This is a genomic window from Lentzea sp. CC55, assembly GCF_021056325.1.
Classification (GTDB): Bacteria; Actinomycetota; Actinomycetes; order Mycobacteriales; family Pseudonocardiaceae; genus Lentzea; species Lentzea jiangxiensis.
Genome location: NZ_JAJCXE010000046.1, coordinates 100983 through 117336, shown reverse-complemented (window position 1 = coordinate 117336; position 16354 = coordinate 100983). Strand labels below are relative to the sequence as shown.

Annotated in this window: 14 protein-coding genes; 7 read left to right on the top strand and 7 right to left on the bottom strand. The window is 71.7% G+C overall.

The genetic code is table 11. From position 1 onward, the window contains the following. Positions 1-116 precede the first annotated feature (116 nt). Positions 117-1220, bottom strand: a complete 1104-nt coding sequence (locus tag L6E10_RS29575) for a polyprenyl synthetase family protein (protein WP_236223443.1) — start codon at positions 1218-1220, stop codon at positions 117-119. Between the two features lie 67 nt (positions 1221-1287). Between L6E10_RS29575 and metF the strand changes: the two genes are divergently transcribed. Then, positions 1288-2169, top strand: coding sequence for a methylenetetrahydrofolate reductase [NAD(P)H] (metF, locus tag L6E10_RS29570; RefSeq protein ID WP_090102804.1), 882 nt, complete (start codon positions 1288-1290; stop codon positions 2167-2169). On the opposite strand, the gene L6E10_RS29565 is transcribed toward metF, so the two are convergent. Further along, a complete protein-coding gene (locus tag L6E10_RS29565) occupies positions 2166-2828 on the bottom strand; it encodes a DUF3153 domain-containing protein (RefSeq protein WP_236223442.1) in 663 nt (220 codons plus the stop codon). The two genes, metF and L6E10_RS29565, sit on opposite strands and share 4 nt — an antisense overlap. A 97-nt stretch (positions 2829-2925) precedes the next feature. Between L6E10_RS29565 and L6E10_RS29560 the strand changes: the two genes are divergently transcribed. Further along, a complete protein-coding gene (locus L6E10_RS29560) occupies positions 2926-4578 on the top strand; it encodes a DUF885 domain-containing protein (protein ID WP_236223441.1) in 1653 nt (550 codons plus the stop codon). Positions 4579-4711: 133 nt separating this feature from the next. On the opposite strand, the gene L6E10_RS29555 is transcribed toward L6E10_RS29560, so the two are convergent. Next, positions 4712-5206, bottom strand: a complete 495-nt coding sequence (locus L6E10_RS29555) for a VOC family protein (protein WP_236223440.1) — start codon at positions 5204-5206, stop codon at positions 4712-4714. 24 nt (positions 5207-5230) lie between these two features. Here L6E10_RS29555 and L6E10_RS29550 point away from each other — a divergent pair, with 24 nt between their 5' ends. After that, positions 5231-6805 (top strand): alkaline phosphatase D family protein, encoded by a 1575-nt coding sequence (locus tag L6E10_RS29550; RefSeq protein ID WP_236223439.1) that lies wholly within the window; start codon positions 5231-5233, stop codon positions 6803-6805. Here the strand turns inward: L6E10_RS29550 and L6E10_RS29545 are convergent. Both L6E10_RS29545 and L6E10_RS29540 read right to left on the bottom strand, forming a co-directional pair. Continuing rightward, on the bottom strand, positions 6782-7528 hold the full coding sequence (locus L6E10_RS29545; RefSeq protein ID WP_236223438.1) for a maleylpyruvate isomerase family mycothiol-dependent enzyme: 747 nt from the start codon (positions 7526-7528) through the stop codon (positions 6782-6784). The genes L6E10_RS29550 and L6E10_RS29545 overlap by 24 nt on opposite strands. Further along, a complete protein-coding gene (locus tag L6E10_RS29540; protein ID WP_090102845.1) occupies positions 7525-7944 on the bottom strand; it encodes an SAV_6107 family HEPN domain-containing protein in 420 nt (139 codons plus the stop codon). The genes L6E10_RS29545 and L6E10_RS29540 overlap by 4 nt, the downstream gene beginning before the upstream one ends. A gap of 205 nt (positions 7945-8149) precedes the next feature. Here L6E10_RS29540 and L6E10_RS29535 point away from each other — a divergent pair, with 205 nt between their 5' ends. Both L6E10_RS29535 and L6E10_RS29530 read left to right on the top strand, forming a co-directional pair. Next, positions 8150-8638: a YbaK/EbsC family protein gene (locus L6E10_RS29535; RefSeq protein WP_236223437.1), complete on the top strand. Its 489-nt coding sequence runs from the start codon at positions 8150-8152 to the stop codon at positions 8636-8638. Then, the gene (locus tag L6E10_RS29530; protein WP_236223436.1) at positions 8635-9195 is read left to right on the top strand and encodes a GNAT family N-acetyltransferase; all 561 of its coding nucleotides are present in this window, start codon (positions 8635-8637) and stop codon (positions 9193-9195) included. The genes L6E10_RS29535 and L6E10_RS29530 overlap by 4 nt, the downstream gene beginning before the upstream one ends. 19 nt (positions 9196-9214) lie before the next feature. Here the strand turns inward: L6E10_RS29530 and def are convergent, their stop codons facing one another. Next, on the bottom strand, positions 9215-9718 hold the full coding sequence (gene def / locus L6E10_RS29525) for a peptide deformylase (RefSeq protein ID WP_236223435.1): 504 nt from the start codon (positions 9716-9718) through the stop codon (positions 9215-9217). Between the two features lie 74 nt (positions 9719-9792). Between def and L6E10_RS29520 the strand changes: the two genes are divergently transcribed. Further along, positions 9793-10401 carry a GntR family transcriptional regulator gene (locus L6E10_RS29520; RefSeq protein WP_236223434.1) on the top strand — a complete coding sequence of 203 codons (609 nt, stop codon included), beginning with the start codon at positions 9793-9795 and terminating at the stop codon, positions 10399-10401. Beyond that, the gene (locus L6E10_RS29515; protein ID WP_236223433.1) at positions 10398-11384 is read left to right on the top strand and encodes a 1-aminocyclopropane-1-carboxylate deaminase; all 987 of its coding nucleotides are present in this window, start codon (positions 10398-10400) and stop codon (positions 11382-11384) included. Before L6E10_RS29520 ends, L6E10_RS29515 begins: the two co-directional genes overlap by 4 nt. A 369-nt stretch (positions 11385-11753) precedes the next feature. Here the strand turns inward: L6E10_RS29515 and L6E10_RS29510 are convergent, their stop codons facing one another. After that, positions 11754-16298, bottom strand: coding sequence for an ATP-dependent helicase (locus L6E10_RS29510; protein ID WP_374237574.1), 4545 nt, complete (start codon positions 16296-16298; stop codon positions 11754-11756). Positions 16299-16354 lie beyond the last annotated feature (56 nt).

Below are 16354 nucleotides of genomic sequence, written 5' to 3'. Positions count from 1 at the left end.
GGAGTTGCTGCCATCGCCCGAACATCGTTGCACAACGCGCGGAAGCGTCAGCAGGCAACGGCCCACACGGTCACGAGGAGTCAATCGACTCCCGGGAACCGGACGACATGATCGTCTCAGAAGGTCCGCTTCGTCGAGCTGATCGCGAGGCCGGCGAGCTTGGTCGCGGCCGGTTCGGCCACCCCGGCCGCGTCGAGGGCGGCCAGCGCGCTCTTCGTCAGCTCCTCGATGCGCTCCTCGACGGCGTCGACGGCGCCGACCTTCACGAGCGCGCGGCGGACCTCCTCGACGGTGTCGAGGTCGAGGTCGGGCTTGCCCAAGGCGAAGTCCAGCACATCGGCGCCGTACTGCATACCCAAAGCCACGAGCAGCGTGCGCTTGCCCTCGGCGAGGTCGTCACCGGCGGGCTTGCCGGTGACCTCCGGATCGCCGAACACGCCGAGCAGGTCGTCGCGCAGCTGGAACGCGACGCCGATGTCGGCGCCGAACGCGCGCAGCCCGTCGACGAGCTCCGGCGAGCCGCCCGCCATCGCGGCGCCCATGTGCAGCGGCCGTTCGACGGTGTACGCGGCGGTCTTGAGCCGGTCGATGCGCAGCGCCGCGTCCGGGGACGAGTCGCCCCGCGCCTGCGTCAGCACGTCGAGGTACTGGCCGGCGAGCATCTCGGTGCGCATGTCCCGCCACGGCTCGCTCATGCGCCGCAGCACCTCCGCCGGCAGCCCGGCCGCGAAGAGCATGTCGTCCGCCCACGCCAGGGCGACGTCGCCGATCAGGACGGCCGCCGACATGCCGAACCGCTCCGCCGAACCGAGCCAGCCCTGCTCGCGGTGCCGCGCGCCGAACGTGATGTGCACCGTCGGCTTGCCCCGGCGCACCGAGGAGGCGTCCATCAGGTCGTCGTGGATCAGCGCGCACGCCTGGATCAGCTCCAGCGAGCTGACCGCCGTGAGGACCTCCTCCGCGAGGTCGCCGTACGGGTCACCGCCGGCCGCGCGCCAGCCCCACCACGCATAGGTCGGGCGGATGCGCTTGCCCCCGCCCAGCACGAAGTCCGACAGCGCGTCGACCGCGCTCGCGAAGCTCGGGTCCATCGCCTTGCCGGACGCGCGCCGGGAGGCCAGGTACGTGGTCAGCGCTTCTTCGACGTGCTGGGGCAGCGCCACGTCGATGGGGTGGTGGGACACACGTCCATGGTCCGCTGTGTCCGGCACCACGCGCATGTCGGGGCGGCGTACCACATGGTGAGCGGGTGTCCCACTCCTCGGAAGTACCATTAGGGTTGACCCCATGACGTCGGTGGTGGAGCGGCTCCAGGGAGAGTCACCCAAGTTCTCGGTGGAGTTCCTGCCACCGCGAGACGCGGAGGACGAGAAGGTCCTCTGGAAGGCCGTCCGCGAGCTGGAAGGCCTCGACCCGGCGTTCGTGTCGATCACCTACGGCGCCGGCGGGTCGCGCCGCGACCGCACGATCCGCGCCACCGGCCGCATCGCGCAGGAGACGACGCTGCTCCCCGTCGCGCACCTCACCGCCGTCGACCACTCGGTCGCCGAACTGCGCAACGTCATCGGCTGGTACGCGGCGATCGGCGTGCGCAACGTCCTCGCGCTGCGCGGCGACCCTCCCGGCGACCCGATGGGCGAGTGGGTCGCGCACCCCGAGGGCCTGAACTACGCGGACGAACTGGTGCGGCTCGTCCGCGAGCTCGGCGACTTCTGCGTGGGCGTGGCGGCGTTCCCGTACGGGCACCCGCGCTCGGCCGACCTCGACACCGACCTGAAGTTCCTGCTGCGCAAGCTGAACGCGGGCGCGGACTACGCGGTGGCCCAGCTGTTCCACGCGCCGGAGCCGTTCCTGCGGCTGCGCGACAGGGTGGCGGCGGCGGGCTGCGACGCGGCGATCCTGCCGGGGATCATGCCGATGCTGTCGCCGCGCGGGCTGTCCAAGATCGTGGAGCTGTCCGGCGCCGACCTGCCACCGGAGGTCTCGCGCCGGCTGGAGCCGTACGCCGACGACGTCGCCGGGTTCCGCGCGACGGGCATCGACATCGCGACCGAGATGTGCCGGCGGCTGCTCGACGAGGGCGTTCCCGCGCTGCACTTCTACACGATGAACAGGGCCAAGGCGACGCGTGAGGTGCTGGGGCGCCTGGGGCTGGTCACCCGCGCTTAGGCGACGGTGCTGCGCCTGTGCGCGATGAGCGCGAGGACGACGACGACCAGCGCGGCACCGCCGGTGAGCCCGGCGACCAGCAACGCCCAGCCGACGAACGAGCTGGAGTTCTCACCCGCGTACTGCACGGTGGCCTGCAGCATGGAGGCCTGACCGGGCTTCGGGGACCACGCGATCGTGTTGTTCTCCTCCTCGCGGCCGTTGGTGTTCACGACCTTGCCGGGGAAGCTGACCTTGACCTGGATGTCGGCCCGTTCCACGGGCACCTGGGTCAGGTCGACCGACCCGGAGAGCGTCACAAGATCACCCGACCGGCGGAAGTTCAGGCTGTAGCGGCTGTTCGACGAGCTCGTCGACGACGACAGCGTCCGCATCTCGTCGAACGACAGCCCGTTGAAGAACAGCTGCGTGCCCGTGTACGACTCCACCCGGTACGGCTTGGTGGTGACCCGGCTCGCGAGCTCCGGCGGAACCTCGAGCTGGGGGCCGGGATCGTTGTCCTGCGTGGGAGGTGTGGCCGCGATGATCTCGCCCGAGATGCGGTCGTCGTCGGACACGGCCATGGCCGCGTACACGCGAACGCATCCGCTCAACGAAAACAGGGTGAGCAGCAGGAAGACCGGCACCAGCAGTGCCCGGGATCGACGCACGGCGGCCATCCTGCCAGCACGGCGGGCACGACGCAGTCCCCCCGATGGTCGTGAGCTTGACTAACTACCTTTTCGAGTGGAAGAGGGCGCTGTAGCGTTTCGGCGCATGTCATCCGTGCACGAGATCAGCAACAAGTTCGTCAGCGACTACGTCGCGCTGGACCCCATCGCGGCCACCAGCCTGGGCTTCGCGGGACACGACGACCAGCTGACGGACCTCTCCCCGGAAGGACACGCGGCACGCGACGAACTCGCCGTCCGCGCCCTCGCCGCCGTCACCGCCGCACAGCCCGCCGACGCCTCCGAAGAAGCGGCCAAGGCCGTCTTCCTGGAGCGGACGGGCCTCGAGCACGAGCTGTACGAGGCCGGGGAGACCGAGTCCTCGCTGAACGTCATCGCGAGCCCGATCCAGTCCGTGCGCGACATCTTCGACCAGATGCCGACCGACACGCCCGAAGACTGGGCCACGATCGGACGACGCCTCGCCGCCGTGCCCGCCGCTCTGGACGGTCTGCGCGCCTCTCTCTCACGCGCCGCCTCCCGCGGTCAGGTCTCCGCGATCCGCCAGGTCACCCAGGTCGCCAAGCAGTGCGACACCTTCGCCACGACCTTCTTCGGCCCGTTCGCGGCTTCCGCGAACGTCGACGGTTCGTTGCGCTCCTCTCTCGACGCCGGCGCCACCGCCGCTGCCGCCGCGTACGCCGACTTCGCCTCCTTCCTCCGCACGACGCTGGCCCCGCAGGCACCCGAGAAGGACGCCGTCGGCGAGGAGCGCTACCGCCTCGGCTCCCGCTACTTCACCGGCTCGCGCCTCGACCTCGCCGAGGCCTACGCGTGGGGCTGGGAGGAGTTCCTCGGCATCGAGGCCGAGATGAAGGAGGTGGCCGCGCGGCTCAAGCCGGGCGCCTCGCTCGCGGAGACCGCGGCGTACCTCGACGAGAACCCGCGCTACCAGGTGCACGGCCAGGACGGCCTGCAGACGTGGATGCAGGAGCTGTCCGACAAGGCCCTGCTCGACCTGCGCGACGTGCACTTCGACCTGCCCGACGCCCTGATGAACCTCGAGTGCAGGATCGCCCCGCCCGGCGGTGCCGTCGGCGCCTACTACACGTCACCGACCGCCGACTTCTCCCGTCCCGGCCGCATGTGGTGGTCGATCGCCGAGGGCAAGACGGTGTTCCCGACCTGGCGCGAGACCTCGACCGTCTACCACGAGGGCGTCCCGGGCCACCACCTCCAGTGCGCGACGGCGGTGTACCAGTCGGAGACGCTGAACGACTTCCAGCGCCTCATGTGCTGGGTGTCGGGCCACGGCGAGGGCTGGGCGCTCTACGCGGAACGCCTCATGCGCGAGCTCGGCTACCTCGACGACGACGGCGACCTGCTCGGCATGCTCGACGCGCACCTGTTCCGCGCGGCCCGCGTCATCATCGACATCGGCATGCACCTCGAGCTGGAGATCCCCGCCGGCACCGGCTTCCACCCCGGCGAGCGCTGGACGCCCGAGCTCGGGCTGGAGTTCATGCTGACCCGGACCCTCTCCGAACCGGCGCACGTCCGCGACGAGATCGACCGCTACCTCGGCTGGCCAGGCCAAGCCCCCGCGTACAAGATCGGCGAGCGCCTCTGGCTCGCCGCCCGCGAGGACGCGCGGACCCGCAAGGGCGCCGACTTCGACCTCAAGCGCTTCCACAAGGAGGCCCTGGAGATGGGCGCGATGGGCCTCGACACCCTTCGTGAACGGTTGGCCGCCCTCTGACGCACACCTCGTTGCAAGGGCTCTGAGCTGCATCAACGCGTCCTTGTGCAAAAGACGTTTGCGGACGTCCGCAAACGTCTTTTGCATAACTGATATATCGGCTATCGCTTGGCGCGGGCCAGGTGCCCGTCGATCAGGCAGGGTCCGCCCATCGCACGCGCACGCGGTTCGTGATCGGCTCCGGGTCGTCGGTCCGCACGAACTCGAGCCACGGTCCGGGCTCCGGCCGCACCGAGGCGAACCCGTCCCCGCTGCGCACCACCGGGTGCCCGGTCGCCCGGGCCGACGCCAGCGGGTCGGGCGAGTCGACGACGACGGCCGCGATCACGCCGGAGTACTCGGGCCGGGGCTCCAGGACGCAGAACTCGTTGCCCTGCGGATCGCGCAGCACCACCCACGGCACGTCGGTCTGGCCGATGTCGGCGAGCTCGGCGCCGAGCTTGACCGCGCGCGCGACGATGTCCGCCTGGTGTTCGGCCGAGGACGACGCCAGGTCGAGGTGGACCCGGTTCTTCTCGATCTTGGGAGCGTCGCTCCACACGAACGTCAGCTCGACCTCGTCGCCGGCGAACTCCGACCAGAAGGCGGCGAGGGAGGACGGATCCGCCGCCTCGAACGTGATTTCCACCCGTGCGAGGGTACTGTCTCGCGCGTGGCGAAGCTGGTGCTCGGACCCCTCCTGAGATATGTCGACGAAACGTCCGCGACGGTGTGGGTCGAGACGGACGCCTCCTGCGAGGTGAAGATCGCCGGGGGCTCGGCGCGCACGTTCCAGGTGGGCGACCAGCACTACGCGCTCGTCCGTCTCGAGAACCTCGGTCCCCGCACCGAGTACGACGTCGAACTGGACGGCCAGAAAGTCTGGCCGGAACCGGGCAGCGACTTCCCGAAGCCGGTCATCCGCACCGGGCAGGTCCGCCGGATCGCCTTCGGGTCGTGCCGCGCCGCACCCGACCAGCCGCTCGGCCCGGACGCGCTCGACGCGTTCGCGCAACGGCTCATGGCCGCCCCGGAGGAGGAGTGGCCGCAGGCGATGATCCTGCTCGGGGACCAGGTCTACGCCGACGAACCCACCGAGTCCACGAAGCAGTGGCTGCGCGACCGCAGGCGCGACACGGATGAGCCCGACGGCGAGGTCGTGCACTTCGGCGAGTACGCCCACCTCTACCACGAGACCTGGGGCGACCCCGAGATCCGCTGGCTGCTGTCGGTCGTGCCGACGGCGATGATCTTCGACGACCACGACGTGCGCGACGACTGGAACACCTCCGCGGTGTGGCGCGCGCAGATGGCGGAAAAGCCGTGGTGGCGCGACAGGATCCGCGGCGCCATCTCCTCGTACTGGGTCTACCAGCACCTGGGCAACCTCAGCCCGGACGAGCTCGCGAAGAGTTCCCTGTACGCCAAGGTGAAGGCGCAGGGCACGGACGTGCTGCCGATGCTGCTGGACTTCGCGGAGGCGGCGGACAGGGAGAACGAGGGCCGCAAGTCGACGTGGTGGAGCTTCCGCCGCGACTTCGGCCGGGCCCGGCTGCTCATGGTCGACACGCGTTCCGGCCGCATCCTCGAAGAGGGCAGGCGGCAGATGGTCAACGACGACGAGTTCGAGTGGATCGAGCGCAACACCAGCGAGAACGACGGCGAGTACGACCACCTGCTGATCGGCTCGTCGCTGCCGTGGCTGATGCCGCACGCCCTCAGCCACGTCCAGTCCATCAACGAGATCGGCGCGAACAAGCCGGGCTGGCAGGGCAAGGCCGCCGAGGCCATCCGGCAGGCGGTCGACCTGGAGCACTGGCCCGCGTTCCGCGAGTCGTTCGACAGGCTCTCCCGCATGATCGAGAAGGCCGCCGGCAACGGTGCCGCCACGGTGTGCGTGCTGTCGGGCGACGTCCACCACAGCTACGTCGCCGAGGCCGAGTTCCCCCGGCCCACCAAGGCCGTGGTCGCGCAGCTCGTGTGCTCGCCCATCCACAACGAGGCGCCGAGGGTGCTGCGCCCGGCGTTCCGGCTGTCGTGGTCGCGCGCGGCCTCGAAGGTGTTCCGCCGCCTCGCGACGATGGTCGGCGTGCCCGAGGACCTGGTGCACTGGCGCAAGACCAGCGGCCCGCACTTCGGGAACTCCGTGGCACTGCTGGACTTCAACGGCCGCCAGGCCCGTTACCGCCTGCTGTCGGCAACGGGCGAGGAGACCACGTCCGTCCTACTTGGTCGCGAGACGGAGTAGCGCCCACAGCTGCGCGATCGCGTCGTGGTCGCCGACCACCTCGACCATCCGGTCGGGCAGCCGTCCCCACAACCAGCGGTACATCGTCATCGGGCTCGCCGACACCTGCGCGTCGGCGGAGTGGGCGTCCTCCGGGTCGGCCACGCGCCACGCCGACGCGCCCTGCGGGCCGCAGCGCGTGAGCCACAGGTCGTCCTCGACCTGGACGGTGACGAGGCTGTCGCGCGAGCCCCGCACCCCGAGCACGTCCAGCTTGTGCCCCAGCCACAACGTGAGCACCTCGTCGACGCCGTCGACCGCGACCTCGTCGGTGACGGCGCCCACCTCCATGCCGGCGGCGCCCTGGACGTCCATGCGGTGCACCGTCGTCTCGTGCGCGAGCCGTCGCCGCCAGAACCCGTAGGTCTGCTGCTCGGGCCACCACGAAGCGCACGGCTCGTCCTCGTCGTGCGCTTCGAGTTCCGCGATCACGGCCTCCGCGCCCGACCGCATGAAGTCCAGCGGGTCCTCTCCCGGTTCCGGGTGGTCCTGCCACTCGCCGTCCACGGGCTCGCGGCCGAGCCTGATCCAGGCCAGCGCACTGCGGTAGCCGCTGCCGATGTGCCGCACGGTCTCCCCGAGGTTCAGCCCGGGACAGGCAGGCACACCTTTGTGCGGAGGCTGGCCGATCGCGGACATGGCGAGCAGATCCGCCTCACGGCGCAAAACGTCGAGCAAGTTCACCGCTTCGCCTCGCTCATCACACGGTCGACGAGCATCACGAACAGAGTGGTCTGACGAACCAGATCGTCGGCTGTGCGCGCGTTGACGTGCCGGGTGATCCCGGCGAGCACAGCGGCCCGTGTGGACGACCACGACGCGAAGAACGCGGCCCACTCGCCCATCTCCGGCGCGATCGCGGACAGCAGCACCCAGGCGCTGGTCGGCCGCGAACGCCCGCGGTGAGGCCGTCCACGCAGAGCGAGCACCGCGGCGGCGGCCCGCAACGCGGCGAGGTAGGCGGTCGCGAACCGCTCGGGGGGTTCGGGCGTGCGCTCCGACTCGGCGAGCGAGTCGCGGGCCTGCTGCAGCAGGGTGAGCGCGGACGCGGGGGGCAACGGAACGGGGAAGGCTGCCGGACTCGAAATCTCAGCTGTCATCTCGGCCTCCTCGTGGCGTCGGTCGACGACGTCCACCGCCGAGGGGAAGCCGGCGGCTCTCGGAGGTGGGGTGCTTCCCCCACCCCACCTCCGAGGCATGGTGCGACTCGAACACATGTTCGAGTCCCCACCAGCCTAGCTCCCGGCCGATGGATTCCTCAACCCGCCCCACCACGTGGGCGTGAGTCGTGGTCTGATTGATGGCGTGAGCGCGCTCGAACACCCCGGAATCCGCAAAGTGGCGGAAGCCCTGCCGCCCGCCACCGCAGAACGCATCGTCGTACTGCCGGACGCCGTGCGGACCGCGGCGGCCGCGGCCGAGGCGGTCGGTGTGCCGGTGGGCGCGATCGCGAACAGCCTGCTGTTCGCCGCGGTGCGCGACGGCGAGGCGGCACCGTTGCTGGTGCTGACGTCGGGCGCCCACCGCGCGGACACGTCATTGGTCGCCGAACTGGTCGGAGCGGACGCCGTGAAGCGCGCCGACCCGGAGTTCGTCCGCGAGCACACGGGTCAGGTGATCGGCGGGGTGTCGCCGGTCGGGCACCCGGCGCCGATCGAGACCCTCGTGGACGAGGCGCTGTCCGGCTACGAGGAGATCTGGGCGGCCGCGGGTCACCCGCACGCCGTCTACCCCACGACCTTCGCGGACCTCGTCGCCCTGACGGGCGGCCGCGCAGCGGTGGTGTCGGCATGACGGCCTCGCCGCGCGTGGAGCGCATCGTCGAGCTGACCACCACCGAGCTCAACGCACGGCTGGGCGAAGCGCTCGCGCTGTACGTGACGGCGATGAACTACCCGCCCGGCACCGTCGAGCAGCGCGCCCCGATGTGGCTCGCGCACATGATGCGCGAGGACTGGCGCTGCGTCGTCGCGCTGGGGGAGCAGGACGAGCTCGTCGGCATCGGCTACGGCTACCGCGGCGCGTCCGGCCAGTGGTGGCACGAGCAGGTGCGGCGCGGGCTGATGCAGGTCTCGCCGCCCGCGGTCGTCGACGAATGGCTCTCCGACTACTTCGAGCTGACCGAACTGCACGTGCTGCCGCGCGCCCAGGGCCGTGGCCTCGGTGAGGACCTGCTGCGCGGGCTCATGGAGGGCGTGAAGTCCTCGCGCGTGCTGCTGTCCACGCCCGAAGGCCCCAGCAAGGCGTGGAAGCTCTACCGCCGCGTCGGCTTCCTGGACGTGTTGAGGCACTACCAGTTCACCGGTGACCCGCGCCCGTTCGCGGTGCTCGGCCGGACCCTGCCCTTCTAGGCCGCCTCACCGCCCCGGTTCAGAACCAGTCCGACTCCCGTGCCGCGCGCATCGCCTTGCGCCGCAACTCGGGCGTGAGGCGGGACAGGTACAGCTTCCCGTCCAGGTGATCGGTCTCGTGCTGCAGGCAGCGAGCCATCAACCCGCTCCCGCGCACGACGACCGGTTCGTTGCGCAGATCGACACCGCGCACGACGGCCTCCTGTGCGCGCACGGTCGGATACGCCAGTCCCGGCACCGACAGGCATCCCTCGCCGCCGTCCTGGGTCTCCTCGGACAGCTCCACGATCTCCGGGTTGATCACGTACCCGCGCCGGCGGCCGCCCTTCTCCGGCACGTCGTAGCTGAACGCCCGCAGCCCGACGCCGATCTGCGGCGCCGCGAGCCCGGCGCGCCCGTCCGGCTCGACCGTGTCGAGCAGGTCCGCGACCAGTGCTTCGAGGTTGCGGTCGAACCGCGTCACCGGGTCGGCGGGGCTCGTCAGCACCGGGTCGCCGAAGAGTCGGATGTCGCGCATCGCCATGTCATCCACCCTAGGTTGCGATCATCCGGTCTCGGACCTACTCTCCCGATATGCAATATATTGGATATGGGTCGTTGAAGGAGCGTGCCGCCGCCGAGATCCGCTCGGCGATCGTGCGCGGCGACCTCCAGCCGGGCACGCCCATCAAGGACGTCGAACTGGCGGAGCGGCTCGGCCTGTCCCGCACGCCGGTGCGCGAGGCGCTCGCGACCCTGACCGATGAGGGCCTCGTCGAGACCAAGCCGCACGCGTACACGCGCGTCACCGCGCTGGAAGCCGAGCCCGTGCTCGACGCGCTCGTCGTCGTGCAGACGATGCACTCCCTCGCCGTGGGCATCGCCGTCCTCCGGGAGATGCCGGCCGAGGACATCGCCGCGATGCGCGCGGCGAACGAGGCCTTCAAGAAGGCGCTCGACGCCAACGACGCCGTCGCGGCACTGGCCGCCGACGACGAGTTCCACGCGGTGGCCGTCCACCGCTGCGGCAACTTCGCCGTCGCCGCGACCATCGACCGCTACACACCCCTGGTCCGCCGCGCCGAGCACAGCCGGTTCTCCTCACCGCAGGCCCGCCACTCGGTCGCGCAGCACGACCGGATCATCGAGGCGTGCGAACGAGGCGACCACGAACAGGCCTCGCTCCTGGTCGATGAGAACTGGGGCACCCTCAAGGAGGAACTGTGAACAGATTCCCGCTGCTCTTCGGCCCTTCGCCCGTCCACCGCCTCGACCGCCTGACGGCCCACCTCGGTGGCGCCGCGGTCTGGGCGAAGCGCGAGGACTGCAACTCCGGCCTCGCCTACGGCGGCAACAAGACCCGCAAGCTCGAGTACCTCGTCGCCGACGCGCTCGCCACCGGCTGCGACACCCTCGTGTCGATCGGCGGCATCCAGTCCAACCACACCCGCCAGGTCGCGGCCGCCGCCGCGCGGGCGGGCCTGAAGGCCGTGCTGGTGCAGGAGAGCTGGGTCGAGTGGTCCGACGTCGGCAGCGACCGCGTCGGCAACATCCTGCTCAGCCGCATGATGGGAGCCGACGTCCGCCTCGTGGACGCCGAGTTCGGCATCGGCGTCAAACCCGCCTGGGAACAGGCGATCGAGGAGGTCCGCGCCTCCGGCGGCAAGCCGTACCCGATCCCCGCCGGCGCCTCCGACCACCCGCTGGGCGGCATGGGCTTCGCCTCGTGGGCCGATGAGGTCCGCCAGCAGGAGGAACAGCTCGGCGTCTTCTTCGACACGGTCATCGTCTGCTCGGTCACCGGCAGCACCCAGGCGGGCATGGTCGCGGGCTTCGCGAACGACACCCACCGCCGCGTGCTCGGCATCGACGCCTCGGCCAAGCCCGCCGAGACCCTCGCCCAGATCACCCGCATCGCGCACAACACCGCGAAGCTCCGCGAGGTCACGGTGTCCGAAGAGGACGTCCTCCTCGACGACCGCTTCCACGCCGGCACCTACGGCATCGCCGACGAGTCCACTGTGGAGGCCATGCGCCTCGGGGCGAGCCTCGAAGGCATGATCACCGACCCGGTCTACGAGGGGAAGTCCCTCGCGGGCCTCATCCACCTCGTGTCGTCCGGCGAGATCAGCCGCGACTCCACGGTCCTCTACGCGCACCTCGGCGGGCAGCCGGCGCTGAACGCCTACAGCTCGCTCTTCCCGGCCTGACCTCGGGGCACCGGACCACCGCGGTCCGGTTCCCGACCGGGTGCGGCGACGCCTCGTCCCGGAGCCGCCGGACGGGCGCGCGTCCCGCGGTCCGGCTCCGGCTGGGGCTGGCTGTCACGGTGATCGCGCGGGCGACGCAAATCTCGGCAATGCAGACCTCGGCGACGCGAACCTCGGCGACGCGAACCCGGCGCGAAACCGTGTGCGACCTCGGGTTGCCAAGACCGTTGCGTCAGACCAGGCACGCCAACTCCGGACCCGTCGGCTTCGAGCGGCCGACACGCCACTCCGCACCACCACACACGCCACCCCGCACCAACAGGTGCGGCGTCGCGTGGCGCCCCGTGGACCGCGAACCCGGTCCACGGGTCAGGCGCGCAGGCGCAGACCCTTCGGTGTGGCGCGGAAACCGGCCTCCTGCAGGACCGTCGCCAGGTGCGAGGTGAGTGCGACCTCGCCGTCGGCTCGCTGGACCGCCAGCTGGCCCAGCCAGCCGTCGCGGACCGCCCTGCTCAGGGCGTTCGCGGCGATGCGCAGGGTCGGATCGTCGTCGGTGAACGACAGCAGCGACTTGCCTCCTCTCTCCACGTAGAGCGCCGGGGTGCCGTCGACGAGCACCGCCAGCGCGCCGGCCTTGCGCGCCGGCCTGTGCTTGCCCTCGCCGAGCGGATCCGGCCACGCCAGAGCGGCTCCGTAGGGCTGGGCGGGGTCTGCCGCGGCGAGCACCACCGCGGCCTGGTCGTTCTGCAGCGGCTGGCCGGGAGGGCGGGACAACGCCCGCAGCCGGTCCACCGCGCCCCGCGCCGCGAACTGGGCGGCGCCCAGGCCCTCGACGACGTAACCGCGGATGACCTGGCCCGACTCCTCCATGGCCCGCAGCACCTTGTAGACGCCGCTGAAGCCGCCCGTCACGCGCTCGGTGTCCAGGGCGCCCCTGGTCAGCACGCCGTGACGTTCCAGGAAGGCCTCGGCGCGGGCGTGGGCCCGGCGGGTCGGGTCCTCCGCCGGTCGCACCGCCAGCGACCAGCGACCGGCGGCGGTCGGCGGGCCCGTGCGGGACGGCATGTCCGGGCGTGCGGCGCGCAGCCGGGTGTAGCGGCCGCGCGGTGCGCTGCGGCGAGCCTTGTGGGCCGCACCGCCACCGGACACCAGCGCGCGCAAAGGCGACAAGGTGTCGTTCGTGACCAGTCCTGTCCACACCAGGTCCCACAGGGTGCCGACGACCTCCTTGTCCGTGCACGTCACGGACACCGACGCCCTGTCGACGACCTGCCGGAAGAACAGCGCCCCGCCGGACAACGCCTCCAGCACGGCGGTGTGCAGCGGAGACTCCGGGATCGACTCCGGCACCAGGTCCGGCAGCAGCAGGTCGGCCACGTCGGTCGGGGCGAGGGCGACCCAGCCGTCGCCACCGGCCAGTGCGCCGCACCCCGTCCACGTCACCTCCCCGGACGCCGTCAGCTCGTCCAGCAGCGCCGGGTAGTAGCCCGGCAGCCGCGCGGGCAGGAGCAGCGACTCCAGCGCACTGGCCGGAAGGGGCGCTCCGGCGAGCTGTTCCACGACCGAGAACACGTCGTCGACCGTCGGCGCCGAACGCAGCCGGCGGCCCAGTCCGTGCCACTGCGGCAGGAACCGGCCCAGCGCCGCGGGTTCGACCGGCTCCACCTCGGAGCGCAGCCGGGCCAGCGACGCACGGCGCAGTCGGCGCAGCACGTCCGCGTCGCAGTACTCGGTGTGCGTGCCGCCGGGACGGAGCTCACCGCGGACCAACCGGCCCGTGGCGGCCATGCGTTCCAGGACACCCGTCACCACGGCCACGCCCAGGCCGAAGCGGGAAGCGGGTTCCGCGGCAGGGAACGGCCCGTGCGTGCGGGCGTAGCGGCTGAGCAGGTCGCCCAGCGGATCCGCGACCGGCTCGGTGAACGCCTCCGGGACGCCGACCGGCAGGGCGACGCCGAGCGCGTCCCGCACCCGGCCCGCGTCCTCGATCGCGATCGTGCGTTCCTCGCCGGCGATGCGGACGCGGATCGCCCGGCGCTCGGCCACCAGTTCGTCGAGCCACTCGCGGGGCACGCCGCGTTCGAGCGCCTCGGCGTCGGACAGATCTCCCAGGAACCGCAACAGGTCCGCCGTGTCCTCGGCGTGGCGGGGGCGGCGGTCCTCGGACAGGCGCCGCAGGCTGAGCTCGACCTCGGCCACGACCTCCGGGTCGAGCAGTTCGCGGATCGCCTCCGAGCCGAGCAGCTCCGCGAGCAGCGTCGAGTCGAGCGACAGCGCGGCCGCCCGCCGTTCCGCCAGCGGCGTGTCCGCCTCGTAGAGGAACATGCCCACGTACCCGAAGAGCAGGCTGCGCGCGAACGGCGACGGAGACGGCGTCTCCACCTCGACCACGCGCACCTTGCGCGCGCGGACGTCCGCCATCAGCTCCCGGAGACCGGGCACGTCGTAGACGTCCTGCAGGCACTCGCGCATCGCTTCCAGGACCACCGGGAAGCTCTCGTACTTCGCGGCCACCGACAGCAGCTGCGCCGAGCGCTGCCGCTGCTGCCACAACGGGGTGCGGCGCTTCGGGTCGCGGCGGGGCAGCAGCAGCGACCGGGAGGCGCACTCGCGGAACCGGGCCGCGAACAACGCCGAGCCGCCCACCTCCGCGACCACGATCTGCTCGACCTCCTCCGGGTCGAGCAGCACGTCCTCGGCGCTCGCCGTGACCTCCGCGCCGTCGTGGTCGAGCGCGTCGGGCAGCCGCAGCACGATGCCGTCGTCGGAGTGCGCGGCCTGCACCTCGACGCCGCGCCGCTCACGCAGGCGTGCGGCGATCGCCAGCGCCCACGGCGCGTTGACCTGGGCACCGAAGGGGGAGTGCACGACGAGCCGCCAGTCGCCCAGCTCGTCGCGGAACCGTTCCACCAGAACGGTCCTGTCGTTCGGGACGTGCCTCGTGGCCTCGCGCTGCTCGGCCAGGTACGCGAGCAGGTTGTCCGTCGCCCACGCGTCCAGGCCCGCGGACGCCGCCCGTTCCCTGGCCGCCGCGTCGTCCATGGTGGACACCTCGCGGAGGAACCTGCCCATCGCGCGGCCCAGTTCGAGCGGGCGGCCGGGAGCGTCGCCCTTCCAGAACGGCATCCGCGCGGGCTGGCCCGGCGCGGGCACCACGATCACCCGGTCGTGCGTGATGTCCTCGACCCGCCACGACGACGTGCCGAGCAGGAACGTGTCGCCGACGCGGGACTCGTAGACCATCTCCTCGTCGAGCTCGCCGACGCGCGAGCCCGGACCGTTCTCCGACGGCGGCGTCATGACCGCGAACAACCCCCGGTCGGGGATCGTGCCGCCGGAGGTGACCGCGAGCCGCTGCGACCCGGGACGCCCGCGCAGCTCGGAGTTCACCCGGTCCCACGTGATCCGCGGCCGCAGCTCGCCGAACTCCTCGGACGGGTACCGCCCGGACAACATGTCCAGCACCGCGTTCAGCGCGGAGTCCGGCAGCCCGGCGAACGGCGCCGCCCGCCGCACCAGCGCCGTCAGGTCCTCGACCGTCCACGTCTCCATCGCCACCATCGCCACGACGTGCTGCGCCAGCACGTCGAGCGGGTTGCGCGGGAACCGGACGGCCTCGATCCCGCCGTTCTGCATCCGTTCCGCCACCACCGCGCACGACACCAGGTCGCCGCGGAACTTCGGGAACATGACGCCCCGCGAGACCGCGCCCACCTGGTGGCCCGCACGGCCGACGCGCTGCAGCCCGGACGCGACCGACGGCGGCGCCTCCACCTGCACCACCAGGTCGACCGCGCCCATGTCGATGCCCAGCTCCAGCGAGGACGTCGCCACCACGCACGGCAGCCGCCCGGACTTCAGGTCCTCCTCGACGGCGGTGCGCTGCTCCCGCGACATCGACCCGTGGTGGGCACGGGCGACCGACGCGGTCTTCTGCACCGTCATCCCCGCCTGGCCGATGGCCTCGGCGGGGAAGGACTCCGGCTCGGTGGCTTCCTCGGCGAGCTCGTTGAGGCGCGCCGTCAGCCGTTCGGCGAGCCGCCGCGAGTTCGCGAAGACGATCGTCGACCGGTGCGCGCGCACCAGTTCCAGCACCCGTGCCTCGACCGACGGCCAGATGGAGGTGCGCTGCTCGGCGCCGGCGGCCGAACCCGACACCTCGCCCGTGGGCCGGCCGAGCACCGTCATGTCCTCGACCGGCACCTCGACCTCGACCTGGATGGTCTTGGGCGTCTTCGGCTGCACGACCGACACCGGCCGCCCGCCGGCGAGGAAGGTGCCGATCTCCTCGACCGGCCGCACCGTCGCCGACAGCCCGATCCGCTGCGCCGGCCGCTCCAGCAGCGCGTCCAGCCTTTCGAGTGACAGCGCCAGGTGCCCGCCGCGTTTGGTGCCCGCGACCGCGTGCACCTCGTCGACGATCACCGTCTCCACGCCGCGCAACGACTCGCGCGCCGACGACGTGAGCAGCAGGAACAACGACTCCGGCGTCGTGACCAGCACGTCAGGGGGAGTGCGCCCGAAGGCCCGCCGTTCCTCCGGCGACGTGTCACCCGTCCTCATGCCGACCGCGATCGACGGTTCCGGGAGCCCGAGCCGGTGCGCGGCCTGCCGGATGCCCGCCAGGGGAGCGCGCAGGTTCCGCTCGACGTCCACCGCCAGCGCCTTCAGCGGCGACACGTAGAGCACGCGGCACCGCCGCTTCGGCTCCTCGGGCACGGGGGAGGCGGCCAGCCGGTCGAGCGCCCACAGGAACGCGGCCAGCGTCTTGCCCGAGCCCGTCGGGGCGATGACCAGCGCGTGCTCGCCCGCCGCCGCGGCCGCCCACGCACCTGTCTGCGCCTGGGTGGGCGCGGCGAAGGCCCCGGCGAACCACTGCCTGGTCGCCGGTGAGAAAGCCTCCATCACGTCCATGGAGAACATCATGGCCCCGGGGTCCGACAATTTCTGATTACGCAGGTCCGAGCACC